Consider the following 21383-nt stretch of genomic DNA (forward strand, 5'->3'; position numbering starts at 1 on the left):
CTTAAAGTTGACAGCTTAAACCGGTGAAATGCTAAAGCTCGGCATTTCCTGTTGGTTGTTTTGGGTCGCCAAGAATTGTTTGGCGGTTTGCAGTGCTTCATCGATGGTGACATCCATATCGAGGTAACGATATGTGCCTAGACGTCCAACGAAGGTGATTCCGCTCTCTTTGTTGGCAAGGTTTACATATTGGGTTAAGAGTGTTTTTTCGTCCATAAGGCGAATAGGGTAGTAGGGCGGGTCTTCCGGTTGGGCGTCGCGCGAGTATTCTTCGTAGCATACGGTATTTTCGTGATCTTCCCAGGGGGCAAAATGTTTGTGCTCGGTAATGCGCGTGTAAGGTTTCGTGTTGTCGCAATAATTCATTACCGCACAGCCCTGGGCATCGCCTGTATCCCTAAATTCTTTAAAGTCGAGTGTGCGATAGCCCAGTCGCCCCAGTGAGTAACCAAAATAACCGTCTAGCGGGCCGGCATAAAAAACATGCGAGTATTTTTTAATGTCGTCTTTCGAAATGGTGCTGTCCAAATGCACGCTGATATTGGCGTGATCTAACAGTGATTGAACTATTGGCGTATAACCGTGCTTTGGCATGCCTTGGAACGGGTGGCTAAAATAGTTGTCGTCGTAATTAAAGCGCACAGGTAAGCGCTTTAAAATACTCGCCGGTAAGGATGCGGGCGAAACCCCCCATTGCTTTATCGTGTAGTGTTTGAAAAACGCTTCGTATAGTGTTGGCCCTACAAATTTAAGTGCCTGTTGTTCGAAGGTTTCTGCTTCCCCTATAGTTTTGTCAGCTTGATTGGCAATAAATGTTTCGGCGTCTTTTGGGGATAAGGTTTGCTCGAATAGCTGATTAATTGTTAATAGGTTTATTGGTAGGGAGTATACCTTGCCGCCGGTGGTGGCCTTTACGCGATTGGTGTATGGCATAAACTCTGTGTGCTTTTTTAAATATTCCCAGACATGAGGTTTGTCTGTATGGAATATATGCGGGCCGTACTTGTGAAGCATTACGCCTGTTTCTGTATCGCGCTCGGTAAAACAGTTGCCCGCAACATGTTGGCGGGTCTCGTGGACTTCTACGCTATAGCCGGCTTCGGCCAATTCTCGTGCAATCACGGCGCCTGAAAAGCCAGCACCGGCAATGCCAATAATGTTGCTCATTGATCAATAGTCTCGATATTCATGGATGGCTTAGTGCGCTGCCAAAAAAGTTGGAGTCGATATTGCCAGTTGCGCCAAGGCCAGGTGAAGGTTTTTCTTGAGCCTCCTCTACCTTGTGCGTCAATATGGCTTTCAAAGTGTGTGCTGGGCCAGATGGGGTAAGGTTTAATGCCGCAAACTTTGAGGTTAAGCTCATTATGAAACTGCATGTCTATATCGATAGGGCGATAAATTTTAGTTCTGGATAAGAGCTTTTGTGCCCCGCTCCGGGTAATGATATAGCCGGTTGTGCAGTTGGGAATGCGTTTGTAGGTAACCCATTCGAAATCCGGTGGTAATGTTTTATGGGCTATGGTTTTGCAGTGGCTGTCATCACTGAGTTTAACAATGTCGCAATTAATGCTTTTGGGGATGGCGTAAAGCAGGCTGGTTAGCTGCGCTTTTATCTCAATATCATCTTCTAGTATCACGGCCCATTTATGTTGGCTGCTGAGTAGCTTTTGCCAGCATTGACGGTGACTTAAGTAACAGCCTATTTCGCCAATTGATAGTGCTCGCCTGTAATGTTTTGTATTGGCGCGGCTATCGTAAGCTTGGCTAATTTCCTCTGGCGATAGCTCTGAGCCTTTTACCCCGCAGACCATCTCGTGGTTCAATGCGGCATTTTTGAGTCGGCTCGCTACGTGAGCGCGACGTTGCGTAGCCTCGGGTAAGTTGATGACATAAATAAGCGGCGCTGAATAAGAAGCTGTGCTGCTTTGCATATCGTAAGGAATGCCTGTGAATTAAATTCGGTTGCGATATTGGTTGGAATGAATATGGCAATGCGTTGGTGCGTATCTTGGTTGGCGTAATTGAGCCGCTTTAAAGCTCAATATTGCCCGTTTTGACGGTGCGCAGCAATTATATCAGAGCTAAGCGGCTGGCTACAGCTTGCGTTTTCGGCTACCCTTGCGCTCCGTTTTTTAAGCGTGCTTTTTCCGTTGTGTTGCGGCGCGTATGATTTTGAATTACTGATTTATGCAATTATCTGACTTCGATTATCACTTACCCGAGCACTTGATCGCCAAAACACCTGCAACGCAGCGTACTGGTAGCAGGCTTTTGTCCCTTGAGGGGCTGACAGGCAAGCTCGAAGACTTACACTTCCCTGACTTGTTAGCAGGGTTGAATACTGGCGATTTAATGGTCTTTAACAATACGCGAGTCATTCCTGCTCGTGTCTTTGGTGCCAAATCAACCGGCGGCAAAATCGAGATGCTTGTTGAGCGGCTTGTTAGCGCAACACAAGTACTTGCGCATATTCGCTCCAGTAAGTCGCCTAAAGCTGGTGCGCAGCTTGTGCTGCATGGTGATAGTGGTGAGCAAGTGGATATCATGGTTGTAGGCCGCGAGGGAGATCTTTTTATTGTCGACTTTCCGGCTGAGGACCCGGTAATTGCTGTTCTTGAACGGATTGGCCATATGCCTTTGCCGCCTTATATTGACCGTGCCGATGTAGAAGAAGACAAAGAGCGCTATCAAACGGTTTATAACGAGCACAAAGGGGCTGTCGCAGCCCCTACGGCGGGCTTGCACTTTGATGACGCGCTGCTTGATGCCATCAAGGCAAAAGGCGTGAATATAGCCTTTGTAACTTTGCACGTAGGGGCAGGCACTTTCCAGCCTGTACGGGTAAGCAATATTGAAGATCACCACATGCACGCGGAATACATGGTGGTTGATGAAGCAACCTGCCAAGCGGTAAAAGATACTAAGGCTCGCGGTGGCCGCGTGGTTGCTGTTGGTACGACTAGTGTGCGTTGCCTAGAAACGGCATCACAAAGTGGTGAAATACAGCCTTTTACGGGCGATACCGATATTTTTATTTACCCAGGCTATCAGTTTCGAGTGATTGATGCCTTGATTACTAACTTTCATTTACCAGAATCGACGTTGTTAATGCTGATATCGGCGTTTGCTGGTTACGACTTCGTTAAAAATGCCTATCGGCATGCTGTTGAGCAGCAATACCGATTTTTTAGTTATGGTGATGCCATGTTCATCACTAAAAACCCCAACGCCGAAGAACAGGGGCCATATTAATGTCTTTTATGCAGTTTGAGCTTGATGAAACAAGTGATGCCCCAGAACACAATGCCCGTGCGCGACGAGGGCGGCTTAAATTTCCTCGTGGTGTTGTAGAGACACCAGCGTTTATGCCTGTTGGCACATACGGAACAGTGAAGGGGATGACGCCTGCCGATATTGAGGCAACCGGCGCACATATTTTGCTGGGTAACACTTTCCATTTGATGTTGCGCCCAGGTACAGAGGTGGTAAAAGCCCATGGTGATTTACACGATTTCATGCAGTGGGATAAACCAATATTGACCGATTCTGGAGGCTTTCAGGTGTTCAGCCTTGGGGCTATGCGCAAAATTACCGAAGAGGGTGTTGTTTTTAAATCGCCTATCGATGGCAGTAAGGTAGAGCTAAACCCTGAAATTGCCATGCAAGTGCAGCGTGATTTGGGCAGCGATATCGTCATGATTTTTGACGAGTGTACGCCGTACCCCGCGTCAGAAAAGGAAGCTCGTGATTCGATGGCTTTATCTTTACGCTGGGCTAAGCGCAGTAAAGAGGCGCATGGTAATAACCCAAGTGCACTTTTTGGTATTGTGCAGGGCGGCATGTATGAGCATTTGCGTTCGGAGTCTTTGCAGGGGCTGGAGGAAATCGGCTTTGATGGCTATGCCATTGGTGGCCTTAGCGTTGGCGAACCCAAAGAGGATATGGTTAGAGTGTTAGACCATTTGGGCCCAGTTATGCCTAAGGACAAGCCTCGTTATTTGATGGGGGTTGGTAAGCCAGAAGATATCGTGGAGGCTGTTCGTCGCGGTATTGATATGTTTGATTGCGTTATGCCAACGCGTAATGCCCGAAATGGACATTTATTTACTCAAGAGGGTGTTATAAAGATCCGCAATGCAAAACACCGGCACGATACCGCTGCGCTGGATAGCCAATGCGATTGTTACACGTGTAAAAATTTCAGCCGAAGCTACCTGCATCACCTAGACAAATGTGGGGAAATATTAGGCGCGCAACTGAACACCATTCACAACTTGCGTTTCTATCAAAATCTGATGAGCGATCTGCGCGATGCGATTTCGCGCAACGCGCTTGAGGCCTTTGTGGCCGAATTTTATGCCAGGCAAGGGCGCGAAGTGCCTGCTTTAGAGGCGATTAACGGCTAGTAGCGGATGTGTTTTGTGGCTCAAAATGGGGCTTGGTGCGCTAGATACAGCTTGAACTCTAGACTTTGCCCCCCATAAACAACACATTCAACGCCAAGTGGTTATAATCACGCGCCTAGTTTTGATAGTTTGTTCGGCGCCAGGCAATGGCTAGCCAGCTAAAGAATTAAATACATTGGACTCTCTCATGAATCGTTATCCATTATGGAAGTACTTGCTTCTCCTTGTTGTTTTGGGGCTTGGCATTGTTTACGCGTTACCGAATTTATATGCGCCCGACCCAGCGGTGCAAATCAGCGGTTACTCTGCTGATCTTCAGGTTGATGAAAAAGCGCTCAAGTTAGTAAAACAAGCACTAACCGCCGAGGATATAGAATATAAAAGTGCGGTATTAGAAGGTAATGGATCTGCGCTGATTCGTTTGGTCGCATTAGAAGATCAGCTTAAAGCGCAGCGCGCGATTGAAGATGCCATCAATCGTAAAAATGCTCGCAAAGGGGAGGGTGATAAATACATTGTTGCCTTAAACAGTGCCCAAACAACGCCGCAATGGTTACGTGATTTGGGTGCTAGCCCTATGAATTTAGGCTTAGATTTGGCCGGCGGTGTGCATTTTGTCTTGGAGGTTGATACCCCTAAAGCTGTTAATGATCGTTTAGAAGACAGCGAAGAAGTCGTTAAAAAAGCCGTTCGTAAGGCGCGTATTTTTAACGTGCAAACGAAAATTGATAAAGGTTTGCTCGTGGTAACAGTGCCTGATGAAGCTGCGCAACTTCAGTTGTCTGAAATTATAAAAGAAGAATTACCGCAAATGCAGCGTAAATCGCTTAGCGAGGGTGGTGTTTTTACCGTAACGGCAAAATTAACAGAAGAATCTATCCGTGAAATTGAAGATCATGCGGTTACTCAAAACCTAACAACACTGCGCAATCGAGTGAATGAATTGGGTGTTGCGGAGCCTTTGGTTCAGCGCTTGGGGCGCAACCGTATTATTGTTGAGCTGCCTGGTGTTCAAGATACGGCTCGGGCAAAAAAGGTGATTGGTAAAACAGCAAATTTGGAGTTTCGTTTAGAGGCGCGCCCAGATGCTGGCTTTAGTCAGCGTCAGAAGTTTGATCACCGCCAAGAAGATATGCAAGCGCGTACTGGCGGCTCTTACTTAGAGCGTCGTCCTATTATTACCGGGGAGCGTGTTACTAATGCGACGCGAGGCTTCGACCCAGATACTAGCCAGCCGCAAGTGAATATTTCGCTAGATGCTGAAGGTGGTGCGGCTATGCACCGGGCTACGCGTAATAATGTAGGGCGCAGGTTAGGTGTTTTGTTTATCGAATATCGCCCAAGTAGCCGTTTTGTAAAAGATCCTGATGGTACCGAGCGCCAAGTTGTTGAGCAAATTCCTGTTAAAAATATTATTAGTTTAGCGACCGTTCAAAGTGCCCTGGGTCGTGAGTTTAGAACCACGGGTTTGAGTGAGGCCGAAGCGGGCGAATTGGCGCTTTTGCTGCGCGCAGGTTCGCTGGCTGCGCCAATGGTTTTTGTCGAAGAGCGCACGATCGGCCCATCGTTAGGTGCTGAAAATATTGAGCTTGGTGTTAAATCGATAAAGCTTGGTATGATTTTGGTCGTCGTTATTATGCTGCTTTACTACCGCATATTCGGCATTGCTGCCAATGTTGCTTTGGCTTTTAACGTAGCACTGATTGCTGCCATTATGAGCCCGTTTGCCACCTTAACATTGCCGGGTTTAGCGGGGATTGTATTAACCGTGGGTATGGCGGTCGATGCTAATGTGCTTATTTTCTCTAGGATTAAAGAAGAGCTTAAAGCTGGTATGCCTCCACAAAGCGCAATTAATGCAGGTTTTGATCGGGCATTTACCACCATTTTAGATGCCAACATTACAACATTGATTGTTGCGTTAATTTTATTCGGGATTGGCTCTGGCCCTGTCAAGGGTTTTGCTGTGACCTTGTCCATCGGTATTTTAACCTCGATGTTTACTGCCATTGTGGTGACTCGCGCTGTAGTTAATCTTATTTACGGCGGCCGCCAAATTACCAAAGTATCGATATAACGCTTTTAATACGGAGTCACATATGAGCGATCGTAAAAATATAAATTTCATGGCCTATGGCCGAGTAGCGGCAATTTCCTCGCTGCTTCTGATTGTTGTATCTATTGGTTCTTTATTTATCAATGGCTTAAATTTAGGCTTAGATTTCACAGGCGGTACATCTATTGAGTTGGAATACGCCAAAGCCCCCAACTTGGAGGACGTGCGTTCGCAATTAGTGGATGCTGGTTATTCAAGCGCAGTTGTTGTTGCCTATGGCGCAGATACCGATGTAATGGTGCGTATTCAAGGCAATGCTGAAAACCTAGCGGACGAAGTAACGCAGGTTTTAAATGTCGGTGATCATGATGTTATCGTTAAGCAGGCATCTTTTATTGGGCCGCAAATAGGCGAAGAGCTACGTGATGATGGCGGTTTAGGTATGTTGTTTGCCTTGGCTGTTGTGATGGTTTACGTTGCATTGCGCTTCCAGTTTAAGTTTTCTGTTGGTGCGGTGGCCGCTTTGGTTCACGATGTCATTATTGTTTTAGGTATCTTCTCTTTATTTCAGTTAGATTTTGATTTGACCGTTCTTGCTGCCATATTGGCTGTAATTGGGTATTCGCTTAACGATACTATCGTGGTTTATGACCGGATACGGGAAAACTTCCGGATTGTGCGTGATATGTCAGTCGTTGAAATTGTTAATTATTCCTTAACGCAAACTCTAGGTCGTACCTTGATGACGTCGGGAACAACCATTGTTGTATTGCTTGCGCTATTTTTTGTGGGCGGCGAGATGATACACAACTTTGCTACTGCCTTATTGATTGGTGTTGGCGTGGGAACCTATTCATCAATTTACGTTGCTTCAGCAATTTTATTGGCCATGAAGGTTACGCAAGAAGATTTAATGCCGCCCAAAGTAGAAGTGGAGGGTGAGGAGTTAGAGGAGCTGCCTTAATCGATAGAATTTGTTGTAATCCACTGTTGGTTGATTAGCAACTGCAGTGGCTTATATTGGCTTTTGTAATTCATTTTCTCGCAGTTTCTTATCCAGTAACCCAAGTAAAGGTAGGGCAGGTTAAAAAGTCGCGCTCGCTCTATTTGGTAAAGTATTGCAAACCGCCCTAGGCTTCGGGCGGTTTGTTGTGGGCAGAAGTAGGTGTAAATCGCCGATAGCCCATTATCGAGTCGATCGCTTACGGCGCAGCCAATCAGAACACCCTTTTCCCTAAATTCAATATAGTCGGTGCAGCCAAGTGGGTTGTTTAAAAAGTCGAGATATTGCTGCCGGCTAGGTGGGTGCATGTCACCATCGTTATGCCGAACCTCAATGTAGTGCTCGTACAGCGAGTAGTGCTCGTCCATGTTGGGCAGTTGTGTTGCTTCAATATCTAAATCACTATTGAGCTTCAGGCACCGTTTTTGATTGCGTGATGGAATAAAGCTGTGCACCGGTACGCGAACAGAGATGCAGGCTGAGCAATCGTGGCAGTGTGGTCGGTAAATATTGCCGCCGCTGCGTCTAAATCCGAGTTGCGATAGTGCGCTGTAAAGGTCGCTATCTATTGCGGCCGTGGGGTCTACAAAAAGTGTTGTGGCTTTTTGCTCGCTTAAATAGCTGCAATCGTGCTCACCTGTTGTGAACAGCTTGAGGTCTGAAAGGTCACTCACTGTGTGCTAGTCCTATGCGGTATTCGATGTCTCTATGTTGCTAAAAATGGCGTTGCCAGAGTGAGTTTGCCACAGTTTTTTAAAGTGATCCATTTTGCTGGTTGTGTGTTGTTGCAAGATTTCCTCAAAGGCTTTTCGAGGCATTAAGCTGCCACCGAGCGTTTGCAAGTGGGGGTTTTCGACTTGGCAGTCTATCAGTGCAAAACCCTGTGCTTGAGCCCAGTGTGAAAATTGACTAATGGCAATTTTAGAAGCGTTACTCTGAAGACTGAACATGCTTTCACCAAAAAACACAGCGCCAATGCCTACACCATAAAGCCCGCCAATTAAGCGGCCATCATCTGCTCGGGTTTCAATCGAATGGGCAAAACCTTGGTAGTGAAGCTCTATGTAGGCTTCCATCATCTCGTCGGTGATCCAGGTGCCTTGTTGCTGAACCCTAGGTTGCCGACAGTGGGCAATAACAGACTCGAAGTCACAATTGATCGTGACAGTGCAGGGGTGTTTTCTGAGGTGCTTTTTTAGGCTTTTGCTTTGATGTACATGGCCTGGTGTAAATACCATGCGCGGCTCTGGTGACCACCAAAGAATGGGTTGATCGTCGTCAAACCAAGGGAAGATGCCCTTCGAATAAGCCGAAATTAAGCGTGTAGGGGAAAGATCGCCGCCAATAGCGAGCAAGCCATTAGGGTCTGTAAGAGCCAGCGTGGTAGGGGGGAATAGCGTTGGGTCCTCGCCTAGCCACACCGGCTGCATCATCATTAGTTACAACTACAGGGGGATTAGTTGTCGAGGAATTTCTCGGCATCAAGTGCAGCCATACAACCTGAGCCTGCTGAAGTAATGGCCTGACGGTAAATGTGGTCGGCAACATCACCAGCGGCATATACGCCCTCAACACTAGTTTGTGTTGCGTTACCTGCTAGTCCGCTTTTAACTACAAGGTAGCCGTTATGCATTTCTAGCTGGCCTTCAAACATATCAGTGTTGGGTTTATGGCCAATGGCAATAAACACACCGTTAACATCAACATCTGTCGTGGTGCCATCTAGGGTGTTTTTTAGCCGCGCACCGTTAACGCCTGCGTCGTCACCTAACACCTCTTCAAGCTGGTGATTCCACATGATGGTCACATTGCCGTTTTTCTCTTTTTCAAATAGACGGTCTTGCAAAATCTTTTCGGATTTTAACGAATCGCGACGGTGAACAAGGACGACTTCTTTCGCGATGTTAGACAGGTACAGCGCCTCTTCAACGGCTGTATTACCACCGCCAACAACAATGACTTTTTGGTCGCGATAGAAAAAACCATCGCAAGTCGCGCAAGCACTTACGCCCTTGCCTTGGAAGGCTTCTTCAGAGGGAAGGCCTAAATACTGTGCCGAAGCGCCAGTACAAATAATGAGTGCATCACAGGTGTATTCGCTAGAGCCTTTTAGTTTAAAAGGGCGGCTGCTAAGGTCTACATCGCTGATGTGGTCAAAAATCATTTCAGTATCGAAACGCTCGGCATGTTGTTGCATTTGAACCATCAAATCAGGGCCTTGCAGGTCGTGAACGCCGCCGGGCCAGTTTTCAACTTCGGTGGTGGTTGTGAGCTGACCGCCCTGTTGCATACCGGTAATTAGGCATGGGTTTAGGTTTGCGCGAGCCGCGTAGATGGCTGCGGTGTAACCAGCAGGGCCAGAGCCCAAAATAATAAGGCGACGGTGCTGAGAGTCAGTCATAGCTACATCCTAATTTCAGTTTGATAGGTTCAATGTTATTAGTGTTATATAAGGTAATATCAAGTACGACCTTATTATATTTGTAAAAAGGGTGGACATATTAAGTGAAAATTACCCCTTTCGCCATGAGTTCGTTATGCATTCATTATCGTGCTTTACTTGTGAGATTGAAATCTTAGCGGAAAGTTTGGTTTGTTTGTGCTTTTATTCCAGTAGAATATTTCAAATGCGTCAATTTAACGCCGAGGCACTTTGTGAGTGAAAGCAATATAGATAACCCCATTAATGACGAGCCCCCTGTAGTGGATAAGCCTAGCCGCAGGCCCCGAGCGCGGCAACGCGAGCAGTCGAGGCCGCCTGAGCCAACCAAAAGCAGCAGTATGATGTCGATCATTCTGAAAGAAGGCTTGCTGATTGCGCTGGCAGCAGCCTGTGGCTTCCTAACATTGGCGCTAGCCACTTTCGACCCTTTTGATCCCGGTTGGTCCAATACTGGCACAAATACCGGCGTCGCCAATGCTGGTGGCCCAGCTGGTGCATGGCTGGCCGACGTGGCTTTTACGCTATTTGGTTATATGGCGTATTTGTTTCCTATTATGCTGGCCTACCAAGGTTGGTGCGTTATGCGCGACAGACAATCAAACTCTTTTGACCCCATCGTACTGGGTTTACGGTTTGTGGGGCTGTGCTTGGTTATGGTGTCGGCTACAGGCATGGCCGTTCATTACCAAGGTGAAGCCTCAGTGTCCTTGCCGCTTTCAGTAGGCGGGGCTTTAGGGGTTTCCATTGCGAATTCTGTCGATTCCGCCTTTGGGGTGATTGGAGGCTCGTTAATGTTGGTGAGCTTATTCCTGTTTGGCTTGACCATTTTTGTGGATATTTCTTGGCTAAAAGTCATGGATGCGATTGGCGCTGGGATTTTGTCTTCGTACCGGCGTCTTCGAGATTACCTCGAACGCAGGCGCTTTCGCCGGCTAGAGAAAAAAGCAGTTAAAGAAACCGTGATAAAACGGCAAATCGCGGTGGAGAAACAGGTTAAGCAAACCCAAGAGCGCAAAGCCCCAACCATTAGCCTACCTAAGCCCAAAGTGGAATTAAGCCCGCGCATCGAAAAAGAAAAGCAGCAGGTACTGTTTGATTCGCCGGTGCAAGGCGAAATGCCGGCTATTGGCCTGCTGGAACCTGTTCAGAAGAATGATAAAAAAGGCTTTTCTGATGAATCGCTAGAGGCTATGTCGCGCCTGCTGGAACTTAAGCTTAAAGATTTCGGTATCGTTGCTGAGGTGGTAGAAGTCTTGCCAGGGCCTGTTGTTACACGCTTTGAGATTCAGCCTGCGCCAGGCGTTAAAGCCAGTAAAATCACCAACTTAGCGAAAGATATTGCTCGCTCGCTCGCGGTGATTAGCGTGCGTGTTGTTGAAGTGATTCAAGGCAAGTCGGTTGTGGGTATTGAAATCCCTAACGAAGAGCGCGAGATGGTGCGCTTGTCCGAGGTTATTGCCTCTAACCTTTACGAAAAATCACGTTCGCCACTTACCTTTGCTTTAGGGCACGATATTTCCGGTCAGCCGGTTATTGCGGATTTAGCCAAAATGCCGCACTTGCTAGTGGCTGGTACAACAGGCTCGGGTAAGTCGGTAGGGGTGAACTCCATGCTTGTGAGCATCCTTTACAAAGCAACGCCAGAAGATGTTCGGCTATTACTGGTTGACCCAAAAATGTTGGAGCTTTCGGTTTACGAGGGCATTCCTCACTTGCTGGCGCCAGTTATTACCGATATGAAAGATGCCGCGACAGGCTTGCGCTGGTGTGTGGGCGAGATGGAGCGGCGCTATAAATTGATGGCAGCGCTCGGGGTGCGCAACCTTGCGGGTTATAACAAAAAAGTAGCCGATGCCATTAAAGCGGGTGAGCCAATTAAAGACCCATTATGGCTACCTGACGAAGCCGGTATAGGTGAGCAAGAGGCGCCGGAGCTTGAGCGATTGCCGTTTATTGTGGTCGTTATCGACGAATTTGCCGACATGATGATGATTGTGGGCAAAAAAGTAGAGCAGTTGATTGCCCGCATTGCGCAAAAGGCGCGAGCGGCCGGTATTCACATGGTACTGGCAACCCAGCGCCCCTCGGTTGATGTTATTACAGGCTTAATTAAGGCCAACGTGCCTACCCGTATGGCCTTCCAAGTGTCGTCTAAAATTGATTCCCGTACGATTCTAGATCAGGGCGGAGCCGAACAACTTCTGGGTCATGGCGATATGTTGTACCTGCCGCCTGGCACGAGTTTATCTGTCCGTGTTCACGGTGCGTTTGTTGATGATCACGAAGTCCATGCTGTGGTTGCCGACTGGAAAAAGCGCGGTGAGCCTGATTATTTGGATGAAATATTCAGCGAGGCGACAGATGCTGTTGTGGTTCCAGGCTTTAGTGAAGAGGGTGAAAGCGGTGGTGATAGCGAGTCGGACCCTTTGTATGACGAGGCTGTCGCGTTTGTTACCGAAACGCGAAAAGCAAGCATCTCTTCTGTTCAGCGGAAATTGCGCATTGGTTACAATCGTGCTGCCCGCTTAATCGAGCAAATGGAAGAATCGGGTGTCATTACCGCTATGGGGCATAATGGCAGCCGTGAAGTATTAGCGCCGCCACCGCCAAGATAACGATTTAGCGCCAAATAAGATTATTCAGCCGCTGTTAAAGCAGCGTCTGTAGAGTGGGGCGCAACATAACTTAAATGTCATTGGGAATAATATGCAAATACAGAAGTCATTTAAACAATTGGCTAGCGTTGCGATTTTTACAATAGGAACTGGGGCGGGGTTGGCTGCCGCTTTTGCTGATGATCAAGCCGCTAACACAACACAAACAATCAATGCACCTGAGGCGAGTAAAGCCACTGCAGCAGACTCTGCCGCTAGAAGTGCCATTATTGAGCGTTTATCCGCTTTGCAAAGCTTGCGAGGGCAATTTACTCAAACGCTGCAAGCTAAGGATGGCAAGCAATTACAAGAAACCACCGGCGACTTCACTTTCAAGCGCCCAGGTCTTTACCACTGGGAAAGCAGCGAACCTTTCCCCCAAATTGTGGTTGGTAACGGTGAAACGGTTTGGGTGTACGACCCAGACTTAGAGCAAGTAACAATTACTAAGCAAGATGCTATGCCTTACAACCCGGCTAATTTACTCAGTGGTGGCATTGCTGACTTGGCTGCGCGTTATCACATTGAGCAATCGACCGATAAAGAACAAGAGCGCTTTACCTTGACGCCGCTAGATACAGCAAATGCACCTTTTGTGCAGTTGGGAATGCACTTTGCCGGTGACGTATTGCAGGTCGCCACCTTAACCGATCGGCTGGGGCAAGTAACACGCATTACATTGCAAAAAACCACGGCAAATACGGCTGTTGATGATAGCCTTTTCAGCTTTGATCCCCCTCAAGGTACGGATATTTTGATGAATGACTGACCTATTTAGTCAGGAGGCTCCACAGCCGTTGGCATCGCGGATGCGTCCACGAACGCTCGAGGAGTATGTAGGGCAAGATCATTTGCTGGATAAGGGCAAGCCCTTAGGTGAGGCCTTGCGGCAAGGCGCATTGCACTCGATGATCCTATGGGGGCCGCCAGGCGTGGGTAAAACTACGTTAGCGCGGCTTTTTTCTGAGCTAGTTGATGGTTACTTTCAGAGCATGTCTGCGGTATTGGCCGGCGTAAAAGATATTCGCAAGGCTGCTGAAGATGCTAAAAGCCGGTTTCATTTGCACGGCCAAAAAACGGTGTTGTTTGTTGATGAGGTGCACCGTTTTAATAAGTCCCAGCAAGATGCATTTTTACCGTATGTTGAAGATGGAACGGTGGTGTTCGTTGGCGCCACAACGGAAAACCCATCGTTTGAAGTTAATAACGCATTGCTATCGCGTTGTCGTGTCTATGTGCTTAAAGCATTGTCTGGGAAAAACCTTAGCACTTTGGCTGATAATGCGTTAAGCCAGCAAGAAAAAGGGCTGGGGTTGCGCGCGATAACCCTAGAGGCGCAAGCGCGTGAGCGCTTAATACAATGCGCTGACGGCGATGGCCGAAGGTTGCTCAATTTACTTGAGCTGGCTGGAGACCTCGTTACCGATGGCGGTGTGATTACTGCTGATACTGTCGAGGCTGTAGCTTCTCATGATGTACGTCGCTTCGATAAGGGCGGCGATGTTTTTTACGAGCAAATATCAGCATTGCATAAGTCGGTGCGGGGCTCTAACCCCGATGCTGCACTCTATTGGATGGCGCGAATGCTGGATGGCGGATGCGACCCACTGTATGTTGCCCGCCGCGTCGTACGCATGGCGAGCGAGGATATTGGTAATGCTGACCCGCGAGGCCTGCAGTTGGCATTGAATGCATGGGACGTTCAATCACGCTTAGGTAGCCCCGAGGGCGAACTGGCCATTGCGCAGGCTGTTGTGTACCTAGCTTGTGCGCCCAAAAGCAACGCCGTTTATATGGCTTTTAAGGCCGTGATGGCCGATGTAAAAGCCGAGCCGAGCTATGATGTGCCTAATCACTTGCGCAATGCGCCAACAAAGCTAATGAAGCAGCTTGATATGGGAAGAGACTACCGCTATGCCCATAGCGAAGAGCAAGCCTATGCCGCCGGTGAACACTACTTCCCCGATGAAATGGAAGCGCGCCAGTATTATCAGCCTGTAGAGCGTGGGTTAGAAATTAAAATTGGCGAGAAACTTGCTCACCTAGCAGAACTTGACCGCAAGGCCTCTTCGGAGCCTGTGCAACCGACTAATGCTAAGGTGAAATAAAAATGGTAATCCAATTTCTGAGTGTCGCCGCTGGCGGCGCCGCTGGTGCTTGTGTGCGTTATGCGTTGGCGCTACTTTTTCCTTTTGTGCCGGGTCAATGGCCTATTGCCTCTTTCACTGCCAACATCTTGGGCTGCGCCATTATGGGGGCGCTTTTTTACTTGATTCAGCAGGCGCACCTGCCTTTATCGGTAAAACCATTATTATTGGCAGGTTTTTTAGGCGCTATGACCACCTTTTCAAGCTTTGCACTTGAGGCTTGGCTCCTGCTTCAGCACAATGCGCATCTATTGGCGCTTGCCTACCTTGCCGTGAGTGTTGTGGCATGTGTATGTGCAATTGCATTGGGTTTTGCTGCTGCTGGTACTGCGATGCGTTTGATGGGGTAATCGCCTCTGCATCTGCCAGCGCAATCACTATTAACAATTATTATTTAAGGCCGTTATGTTAGATCCTAAACTTTTTCGCAACGATATAGAGCATTTGGCCACGCAGTTGGCTGCGCGTGGTTATTCCTTAGATGTTGCTGCGATTCAAACACTAGAGGAGCAGCGCAAGACGCTTCAGGTGCATTGTGAATCACTACAACAAGAGCGTAATGCTAGCGCTAAAAGTATTGGTAAGGCGAAGGCTCAGGGGCAAGATATTGCTCCGCTATTAGCCGCTGTGGACACCATGAAGGCGCAACTGCAAGAAAGCGAAGCCGAGCTGTCGGCTCTTCAAGCAAAGCTTGAGCTGATGTTAGCTGGGGTGCCCAATGTACCCGATGAAAGCGTGCCTGCAGGTTTGAAAGAAGACGACAACGTCGAGCTCAGCCGTGTTGGCGAAGTGCCATCTTTCGACTTTGAGCCGCTTGATCATGTGGACTTGGGTGAAAAGCTAGGGATGCTCGATTTTGATACCGCCAGTAAATTAACGGGCTCCCGCTTTGCGGTATTGAAAGGGCAGCTGGCGTTAATGCAGCGGGCTTTGACGCAGTTTATGCTCAATACCCATACACTTGAGCACGGCTATGAAGAAGTGTACGTGCCTTATATGGTTAACCGCGATTCCTTATATGGTACAGGTCAACTGCCTAAATTTGAGGAAGATCTGTTCAAGTTGACCGACGATCGTGAATTTTATTTAATCCCTACAGCAGAAGTGCCTGTGACTAACCTAATGCGTGGCGAGATTATCGACGAGTCCGCTTTGCCGTTGCGCTATAGCGCACACACACCGTGTTTTCGTTCGGAAGCCGGTAGTTATGGTCGCGATACACGTGGCATGATCCGTCAGCATCAATTCGAAAAAGTAGAGCTCGTTCAGTTCGTAAAGCCAGAAGATTCCGATGCTACCCTCGAAGCTTTAACTGGGCATGCTGAGGCAATACTGCAAAAACTGGGTCTTGCGTATCGCAAAATGGCGCTTTGCGCTGGGGATATGGGCTTTTCTGCGGCTAAAACTTACGATTTAGAAGTTTGGTTGCCGTCGCAGCAAAAGTATCGCGAGATCTCATCGTGCAGTAACTTCCGCGATTTCCAATCTCGACGTATGAAAGCGCGTTACCGCAGTGCGGAAACCGGCAAGCCAGCTTTGCTGCACACTCTTAATGGCTCTGGTTTGGCGGTTGGTCGGACACTTTTGGCGGTAATGGAAAATTACCAACAAGCCGATGGCTCAATTATTGTGCCTGAAGTTTTGCGCCCTTACATGGGCGGGCTTGAGGTGATTAAAGCCTAGTGCGTTACTTTCCTTTTTTTCATGATTTGCACAACAAGTGCTGCCTGATTGTAGGTGGCGGCACTATTGCTTTACGCAAAGCGCGGCTGCTGATTAAGGCTGGGGCACGGTTGCGCGTTGTGGCGCCGAGTGTTGGGCCAGAGCTACAAAGCTTAGTGGCTGAATCGGGTGGCGAGTGCTTGTTCGAGCGGTATAACGAACACCATCTTGATGATGCGGTATTGGTCATATCCGCTACGGATATCGATGTTGTCAACGAGCAGGTGGCGGGTGATTGCCATCGCCTGCGGTTACCGGTGAATGTGGTCGACAATCCAAGCTTGTGCAGCATTATCACCCCGGCCATCGTCGATAGAAGCCCATTAATTATTGGTGTTACCAGTGGTGGTGAGGCCCCTGTATTGGCGCGCATGGTTCGCTCCCGTTTAGAAGCTATATTCCCTAGCCGTTATGGTTTGCTTGGCAGTTTGGCCAGCCGCTTTCGCGAGGCGGTTAAAGCACGCTTTTCCGATGGTGAGCAGCGCCGCAGGTTTTGGGAAAAAACACTGCAAGGCCCAGTAGCTGAGCAAGTATTCGCCAATAACCTTGAAAAAGCCGAACAACTGATGGCACAAGCTATTGACCAAGCTGGTGATGATACCTTAGGCGAGGTGTACTTAGTGGGCGCAGGCCCAGGCGACCCGGATTTGCTCACATTTAAAGCGTTACGCTTAATGCAGCAGGCCGAAGTGGTGCTTTATGATCGGCTTGTGAGTCAGCCCATTTTAGAGTTGGTAAGGCGTGACGCCGAGCGCATTTATGTCGGTAAAAAGCGTGATCTTCACGCTGTGCCCCAGCAAGATATTAACCAGCGCTTAGTTGATTTGGCTAAACAAGGTAAAAGGGTATTGCGCCTTAAAGGAGGGGACCCTTTTATTTTTGGTCGTGGCGGTGAGGAAATTGAGTTACTAGCCGATAATAACGTGCCTTTTCAGGTGGTGCCGGGTATTACAGCTGCTAGCGGTTGCGCGGCTTATTCCGGCATTCCATTAACACACCGCGATCATGCGCAATCGGTTCGCTTTGTAACCGGGCACCTTAAAGAAGGCTCTAGCGATTTGCCCTTCAATGAAATGGCCAGTGCGAACCAAACCTTAGTCTTTTATATGGGGCTAGTCGCATTGCCGGAGATTTGTTTAAAGCTTATAAGTGCCGGCAAAGATCCCAAAACGCCTGCGGCATTAATAGAGCGCGGGACTACGCCCAATCACCAAGTCCATATTGGCGATCTGGAAACCTTGCCCGAGCTGGTTAAAAATACCGAGGTTCATGCTCCTACACTACTGATTATTGGTTCGGTCGTAGCTTTACACTCTAAGCTTAATTGGTTTGATCAATAGTTCTAATATGTAGCCTCCTTTGTTGCGCTTAAGTTGTTAAGTTTTCAGCCGTTACACTGTGTAAACCTTAACAACGTAGTTGGCAAGAATAGGAGGCTACATGATCCCTATCGATCCAGTGAAACCGCCTGCGCCTCAGCGTGGTACTTTAAAAGTGCATCGCGTTAAGCCGGTAACATCGCGCTTAAACCAATCTGATACGCCACGTAAAGACCGCCGTCAGAAGACGGACCGCCGTAAGAATAGCTTTCGCCATAGAGGCGCCTTTGAAATGCGGGCGGGTGTTGATCGACGCGGGATACAGCATGTTGACGAAGAGGTATAACCTCGCTTGTTTGGCATAGTAAATTGCTTTTCCATACCAAAAGTGTCGGTGTTTTTTTGAAGATGTAAACGAGGGCTAGCTATACTCATTAAGTGAATGTTATGAGTTGTTACCCATGAGTGAAGTGCATCGCCAATCTATTCCGTTAGAGCATTTGTCTGTAGGCATGTTCGTAGTGGAGCTTGATGTTCCTTGGATTAATAGTCCTTTTTTAACGCACTCCCGAAAAATAAAATCATTCAAAGATATTGATGCTTTACGCCGCTCAGGGGTGAAAACGCTAGTGATTGACACCGAGCGTGGCGCCGCACCTAAAGTATCGCCGCAATATGTAGCTGGGGTTAGCCGCGATGATGTCAGCAAAGAGGCCTCAAATCGTAACCCTGAGCCTGCCGTTGTTAAGGCTACCAAACCAAGAGATCCTAGTGTTGCCGTTGAGCTTGCCGCTGCCCAAAAAGTTGCCGAGCAAGTAAAGCAAGTCGCAAGCCAATTATTTGAAGCACTCGATGCAAATAAGGCTATCGATGTAAAAGTTGTTGATCCACTTGTTGATGAGACTTTGGCCAGCCTAAATCGAAATAACCAAGCCTTAATGAGCCTTGTGCATTTAAGCCGAAAATCACAAAAACTAGCAGATCATGCTTTTAGCACTTTTTGTATAGCGCTGAATATGGGAGTAGCGCTAAAACACTCGCCCGAAGAGCTGCAGGCGCTGGGTTTGGCTGCCTTATTACACGAGGCGGGCTGGCAGCATCTGCCTTTAAACCTGATGGGCAAGCGTACAAAATATACCGCCAACGAAGAGCAGCTTATTGCACGGCATGTTGATATAGGCCTGAATATGCTGCAAAGCTCTAATTTACCTGAGCTTGTGGGCCGTATTATTGCAGAGCATCACGAGCGCAATGACGGTACGGGCTACCCCAATTGCTTAAAAGGTGGCGATATTCACCCCCTGAGCCAAATACTGGCTATTGCGGACGCTTATGACGAGCGCATTCATCAACTGCAAGATAGGCCTGGCTTACTTCCCAGAAACGCACTGCAGCTGCTGTATAAAGAAACCAAAAAAGGCGCTTTCGACAGTAAAGCGATGACGGCTTTTATTTCCATGATGGGCGTTTATCCGGTAACAAGTGCCGTGCTGCTTGAAAGTGGTGAAAAGGGCATTGTGGTTGAGCACGATCAGCATGCACACACCACGCGAATAAAAATTATTTATGATGGTAGCGGAAAGGCGCTAGATAACCCGGTTGAAGCGTGTGTTACGCAGGCAGAGGAGGGGCGGTCGATTAAATCGTTATTGGACCCAGCTGATAGTCGCGTGGACCCATTTGGCTTATTGGTTTTTGTGACGCCTTAACTGTATGAACGCAGCAGCTGCTTGCTTGAATAATATGCTCAGTTTTTGGCCAGATCCTGTCGTTATAGTAGATCAGGCTGGGTTATTGGTGTGTTTCTCGCCTGCGGCACACGAGATCCTTACCTGGAACGATAAAGATTGTTTGGGTAATAATGCGCACGAGAGGCTTTGTGTTAATGCGCGTGGTCACAGTCACTCACTGGAGCATTGCCCATTTAATGCACCGCATAAGCATGCTCAGTGGCAGTCCGTTTTTTGGTGTAGTGGGCAGGGCGATTATTTATCTGTCGATGTGCGCGCTACAGTATTATCGGGTGACTGTGCTGGTTATGTTGCATGGAGCTTGCTGGATAATCGCGAGCGTATACACAACCACGCGGAGTTTGAAAAGTTTGCGCAATTTGTCGAATTAAGCCCGGGGCCAATGGTGGAGTTTGATGCGCAAGGGCAAATTTTATTTGCTAATGCAGCGATGCAAAACTTAATGGTTAGTGTGGGTTTTGATGGCGCAGGGCAATCTGAAGCTTTGCCCGCCGATACAGAAACATTATGCGGATTATGTTTGGCGAGTGCTAATAGCGATGGAGTGCCTGAAGCGGACACCGGGCTAGATTCGCCAGTGGTTGCATTAGGCGAGCGCTTTATTAAGTGGCACTTTTTAGCGTTAAACCAAAGCGGCCCTGCGGCGGAGCCTTCGGTTATCGCTTTTGCCTTTGATGTGACGCATCAACAGCGTGCACGTGAAGAGCTAGAAGAGGCAAAGCGTATAGCACGCCGTGATTTTTACGCAAAAATGATACACGAATTACGCACCCCGCTTAACGCCATTATGGGGTTTAGTGACTTACTATTGGCCCGCTCGAAGGCGAAGCTATCTGACCGCGAGTACAAAAACGTACAGGCCATAAGTAATGCCGGCTTTCAATTAAACGAGCTTGTTACCGATACATTGGACATATCCAAAATAGAAGCAGGCTTTATGGGGTTGGATATTGACGAGTTTGACGTTGGTAAGCTGTGCCAAAGTTTTTTGCCGCAAATAGAGTCGTTAGCCACAGTTAAAAACCTTACTTTTAATATCGACTTGCAGGGGGTGCCCCCCTTAAGGTCGGACCGGCAAAAGGTACGCCAGATTCTCATTAACTTGCTGTCTAACGCAATTAAATATACTCGCGAAGGCTCTGTCACATTAACGCTTAGCGCCCTTAAAGACGTGATGCAACTGAGTGTGGCAGATACCGGCGTAGGCATCCCTGAAGCTCAAAAGCACAAGCTGTTTAACCAATATTCCCAAATTGACGAGGCCCAAAACGCTGGTATTACCGGCACCGGCTTAGGCTTGGCGCTAGTTGGCGAATTGGTAAAAATGTTACAAGGTGAAATTACTGTCCATAGTGAATATAACAGCGGCAGCGAGTTTGTTGTGATTCTGCCATTGCAATATAGAGAGTCAAGCGCTTGATCGCTTGTATGGCCTAGCGCGATCCCCTAAAATGCACGGCAATACTTGAGCAATTTACTAAGATATAGCGAGGTTTTCTATGGATATTATGGACACAATTAAACAGCAAATTACTGATAATGCAGTGATTTTGTACATGAAGGGTTCACCAGACGCACCACAGTGTGGCTTTTCGCAGAAGGCATCACAAGCGGTTATGGCCTGCGGCAAGCGTTTTGCGTTCGTTGATGTTCTGACTAACCCAGACATCCGCGCAAACTTGCCAAAATACGCCAACTGGCCAACCTTTCCTCAGTTGTGGGCGGGCGGCGAGCTTGTTGGCGGTTGCGACATTATTATGGAAATGAGTGAGAACGGTGAGCTGAAAAAGACGATTGAAGCGGCTGTTCCAGACGAAGCGTAGAGCGAAAATAGGTTAATTGGATTTGAATGCAGGTATTGCAAAATAACTGATTGCCAAGC

The 21383-nt window shown here is 48.0% G+C and carries 19 protein-coding genes; 14 read left to right on the plus strand and 5 right to left on the minus strand.

All coding sequences use genetic code 11. The features are described 5' to 3' along the window. Nucleotides 1-15: 15 nt before the first annotated feature. Entirely contained in the window at nucleotides 16-1167 is a 1152-nt protein-coding gene (gene glf, locus MARGE09_RS14175; RefSeq protein ID WP_236982912.1) for a UDP-galactopyranose mutase, read from the minus strand. Beyond that, the gene (locus MARGE09_RS14180; protein ID WP_236982913.1) at nucleotides 1164-1931 is read right to left on the minus strand and encodes a glycosyltransferase family 25 protein; all 768 of its coding nucleotides are present in this window, start codon (nucleotides 1929-1931) and stop codon (nucleotides 1164-1166) included. The genes glf and MARGE09_RS14180 overlap by 4 nt, the downstream gene beginning before the upstream one ends. 256 nt (nucleotides 1932-2187) lie before the next feature. Here MARGE09_RS14180 and queA point away from each other — a divergent pair, with 256 nt between their 5' ends. From queA to secF, 4 genes are all read left to right on the plus strand, one after another. Beyond that, complete coding sequence (gene queA, locus MARGE09_RS14185) at nucleotides 2188-3252, plus strand: tRNA preQ1(34) S-adenosylmethionine ribosyltransferase-isomerase QueA (RefSeq protein WP_236982917.1); 1065 nt, start codon at nucleotides 2188-2190, stop codon at nucleotides 3250-3252. A gap of 8 nt (nucleotides 3253-3260) precedes the next feature. After that, complete coding sequence (gene tgt, locus MARGE09_RS14190) at nucleotides 3261-4406, plus strand: tRNA guanosine(34) transglycosylase Tgt (RefSeq protein ID WP_236987376.1); 1146 nt, start codon at nucleotides 3261-3263, stop codon at nucleotides 4404-4406. Between the two features lie 187 nt (nucleotides 4407-4593). Next, entirely contained in the window at nucleotides 4594-6483 is a 1890-nt protein-coding gene (gene secD, locus MARGE09_RS14195) for a protein translocase subunit SecD (protein WP_236982919.1), read from the plus strand. A 22-nt stretch (nucleotides 6484-6505) separates the two neighbouring features. After that, on the plus strand, nucleotides 6506-7426 hold the full coding sequence (gene secF, locus MARGE09_RS14200) for a protein translocase subunit SecF (protein ID WP_236982921.1): 921 nt from the start codon (nucleotides 6506-6508) through the stop codon (nucleotides 7424-7426). On the opposite strand, the gene MARGE09_RS14205 is transcribed toward secF, so the two are convergent. Genes MARGE09_RS14205 through trxB form a run of 3 tightly spaced genes read right to left on the minus strand, consistent with a single transcriptional unit; the run spans nucleotide 7423 to nucleotide 9866 of the window. Continuing rightward, on the minus strand, nucleotides 7423-8139 hold the full coding sequence (locus MARGE09_RS14205; RefSeq protein WP_236982923.1) for an arginyltransferase: 717 nt from the start codon (nucleotides 8137-8139) through the stop codon (nucleotides 7423-7425). The genes secF and MARGE09_RS14205 overlap by 4 nt on opposite strands. A gap of 12 nt (nucleotides 8140-8151) precedes the next feature. Beyond that, nucleotides 8152-8901: a leucyl/phenylalanyl-tRNA--protein transferase gene (gene aat / locus MARGE09_RS14210; protein WP_236982925.1), complete on the minus strand. Its 750-nt coding sequence runs from the start codon at nucleotides 8899-8901 to the stop codon at nucleotides 8152-8154. Between the two features lie 20 nt (nucleotides 8902-8921). Next, nucleotides 8922-9866 (minus strand): thioredoxin-disulfide reductase, encoded by a 945-nt coding sequence (gene trxB / locus MARGE09_RS14215; RefSeq protein WP_236982927.1) that lies wholly within the window; start codon nucleotides 9864-9866, stop codon nucleotides 8922-8924. A gap of 380 nt (nucleotides 9867-10246) precedes the next feature. Here trxB and MARGE09_RS14220 point away from each other — a divergent pair, with 380 nt between their 5' ends. The 10 genes from MARGE09_RS14220 to grxD all read left to right on the plus strand — a co-directional run bounded on the left by MARGE09_RS14220 (nucleotide 10247) and on the right by grxD (nucleotide 21324). Beyond that, a complete protein-coding gene (locus MARGE09_RS14220; RefSeq protein ID WP_236987377.1) occupies nucleotides 10247-12523 on the plus strand; it encodes a DNA translocase FtsK in 2277 nt (758 codons plus the stop codon). A 91-nt stretch (nucleotides 12524-12614) separates the two neighbouring features. Then, a complete protein-coding gene (lolA, locus tag MARGE09_RS14225; RefSeq protein ID WP_236982929.1) occupies nucleotides 12615-13331 on the plus strand; it encodes an outer membrane lipoprotein periplasmic chaperone LolA in 717 nt (238 codons plus the stop codon). After that, entirely contained in the window at nucleotides 13324-14670 is a 1347-nt protein-coding gene (locus tag MARGE09_RS14230; protein ID WP_236982931.1) for a replication-associated recombination protein A, read from the plus strand. The genes lolA and MARGE09_RS14230 overlap by 8 nt, the downstream gene beginning before the upstream one ends. Before the next feature lie 2 nt (nucleotides 14671-14672). Beyond that, nucleotides 14673-15059, plus strand: a complete 387-nt coding sequence (gene crcB, locus MARGE09_RS14235) for a fluoride efflux transporter CrcB (RefSeq protein WP_236982933.1) — start codon at nucleotides 14673-14675, stop codon at nucleotides 15057-15059. 55 nt (nucleotides 15060-15114) lie between these two features. After that, nucleotides 15115-16392 (plus strand): serine--tRNA ligase, encoded by a 1278-nt coding sequence (gene serS / locus MARGE09_RS14240; RefSeq protein WP_236982935.1) that lies wholly within the window; start codon nucleotides 15115-15117, stop codon nucleotides 16390-16392. After that, nucleotides 16392-17771: a siroheme synthase CysG gene (cysG, locus tag MARGE09_RS14245; RefSeq protein ID WP_236982937.1), complete on the plus strand. Its 1380-nt coding sequence runs from the start codon at nucleotides 16392-16394 to the stop codon at nucleotides 17769-17771. Before serS ends, cysG begins: the two co-directional genes overlap by 1 nt. A 100-nt stretch (nucleotides 17772-17871) precedes the next feature. Next, a complete protein-coding gene (locus tag MARGE09_RS14250; protein ID WP_236982945.1) occupies nucleotides 17872-18096 on the plus strand; it encodes a hypothetical protein in 225 nt (74 codons plus the stop codon). Between the two features lie 115 nt (nucleotides 18097-18211). Beyond that, nucleotides 18212-19459, plus strand: a complete 1248-nt coding sequence (locus tag MARGE09_RS14255) for a cyclic di-GMP phosphodiesterase (protein WP_236982947.1) — start codon at nucleotides 18212-18214, stop codon at nucleotides 19457-19459. 4 nt (nucleotides 19460-19463) lie between these two features. Further along, complete coding sequence (locus tag MARGE09_RS14260) at nucleotides 19464-20921, plus strand: PAS domain-containing sensor histidine kinase (protein ID WP_236982949.1); 1458 nt, start codon at nucleotides 19464-19466, stop codon at nucleotides 20919-20921. Nucleotides 20922-21000: 79 nt separating this feature from the next. Beyond that, nucleotides 21001-21324, plus strand: a complete 324-nt coding sequence (gene grxD, locus MARGE09_RS14265) for a Grx4 family monothiol glutaredoxin (RefSeq protein WP_236982951.1) — start codon at nucleotides 21001-21003, stop codon at nucleotides 21322-21324. Nucleotides 21325-21383: the final 59 nt, after the last annotated feature.

Source organism: Marinagarivorans cellulosilyticus (genome assembly GCF_021655555.1).
Taxonomy (GTDB): domain Bacteria; phylum Pseudomonadota; class Gammaproteobacteria; order Pseudomonadales; family Cellvibrionaceae; genus Marinagarivorans; species Marinagarivorans cellulosilyticus.

Coding starts and splice junctions, on each gene's coding strand:
- MARGE09_RS14260 (WP_236982949.1), top strand. CDS start 19,464: ATGAACGCAGCAGCTGCTTGCTTGAATAATATGCTCAGTTTTTGGCCA.
- aat (WP_236982925.1), bottom strand. CDS start 8,901: ATGATGATGCAGCCGGTGTGGCTAGGCGAGGACCCAACGCTATTCCCC.
- tgt (WP_236987376.1), top strand. CDS start 3,261: ATGCAGTTTGAGCTTGATGAAACAAGTGATGCCCCAGAACACAATGCC.
- trxB (WP_236982927.1), bottom strand. CDS start 9,866: ATGACTGACTCTCAGCACCGTCGCCTTATTATTTTGGGCTCTGGCCCT.
- lolA (WP_236982929.1), top strand. CDS start 12,615: ATGCAAATACAGAAGTCATTTAAACAATTGGCTAGCGTTGCGATTTTT.
- secF (WP_236982921.1), top strand. CDS start 6,506: ATGAGCGATCGTAAAAATATAAATTTCATGGCCTATGGCCGAGTAGCG.
- secD (WP_236982919.1), top strand. CDS start 4,594: ATGAATCGTTATCCATTATGGAAGTACTTGCTTCTCCTTGTTGTTTTG.
- MARGE09_RS14255 (WP_236982947.1), top strand. CDS start 18,212: ATGAGTGAAGTGCATCGCCAATCTATTCCGTTAGAGCATTTGTCTGTA.
- MARGE09_RS14250 (WP_236982945.1), top strand. CDS start 17,872: ATGATCCCTATCGATCCAGTGAAACCGCCTGCGCCTCAGCGTGGTACT.
- queA (WP_236982917.1), top strand. CDS start 2,188: ATGCAATTATCTGACTTCGATTATCACTTACCCGAGCACTTGATCGCC.
- glf (WP_236982912.1), bottom strand. CDS start 1,167: ATGAGCAACATTATTGGCATTGCCGGTGCTGGCTTTTCAGGCGCCGTG.
- MARGE09_RS14180 (WP_236982913.1), bottom strand. CDS start 1,931: ATGCAAAGCAGCACAGCTTCTTATTCAGCGCCGCTTATTTATGTCATC.
- crcB (WP_236982933.1), top strand. CDS start 14,673: ATGGTAATCCAATTTCTGAGTGTCGCCGCTGGCGGCGCCGCTGGTGCT.
- grxD (WP_236982951.1), top strand. CDS start 21,001: ATGGATATTATGGACACAATTAAACAGCAAATTACTGATAATGCAGTG.
- serS (WP_236982935.1), top strand. CDS start 15,115: ATGTTAGATCCTAAACTTTTTCGCAACGATATAGAGCATTTGGCCACG.
- MARGE09_RS14230 (WP_236982931.1), top strand. CDS start 13,324: ATGACTGACCTATTTAGTCAGGAGGCTCCACAGCCGTTGGCATCGCGG.
- MARGE09_RS14220 (WP_236987377.1), top strand. CDS start 10,247: ATGATGTCGATCATTCTGAAAGAAGGCTTGCTGATTGCGCTGGCAGCA.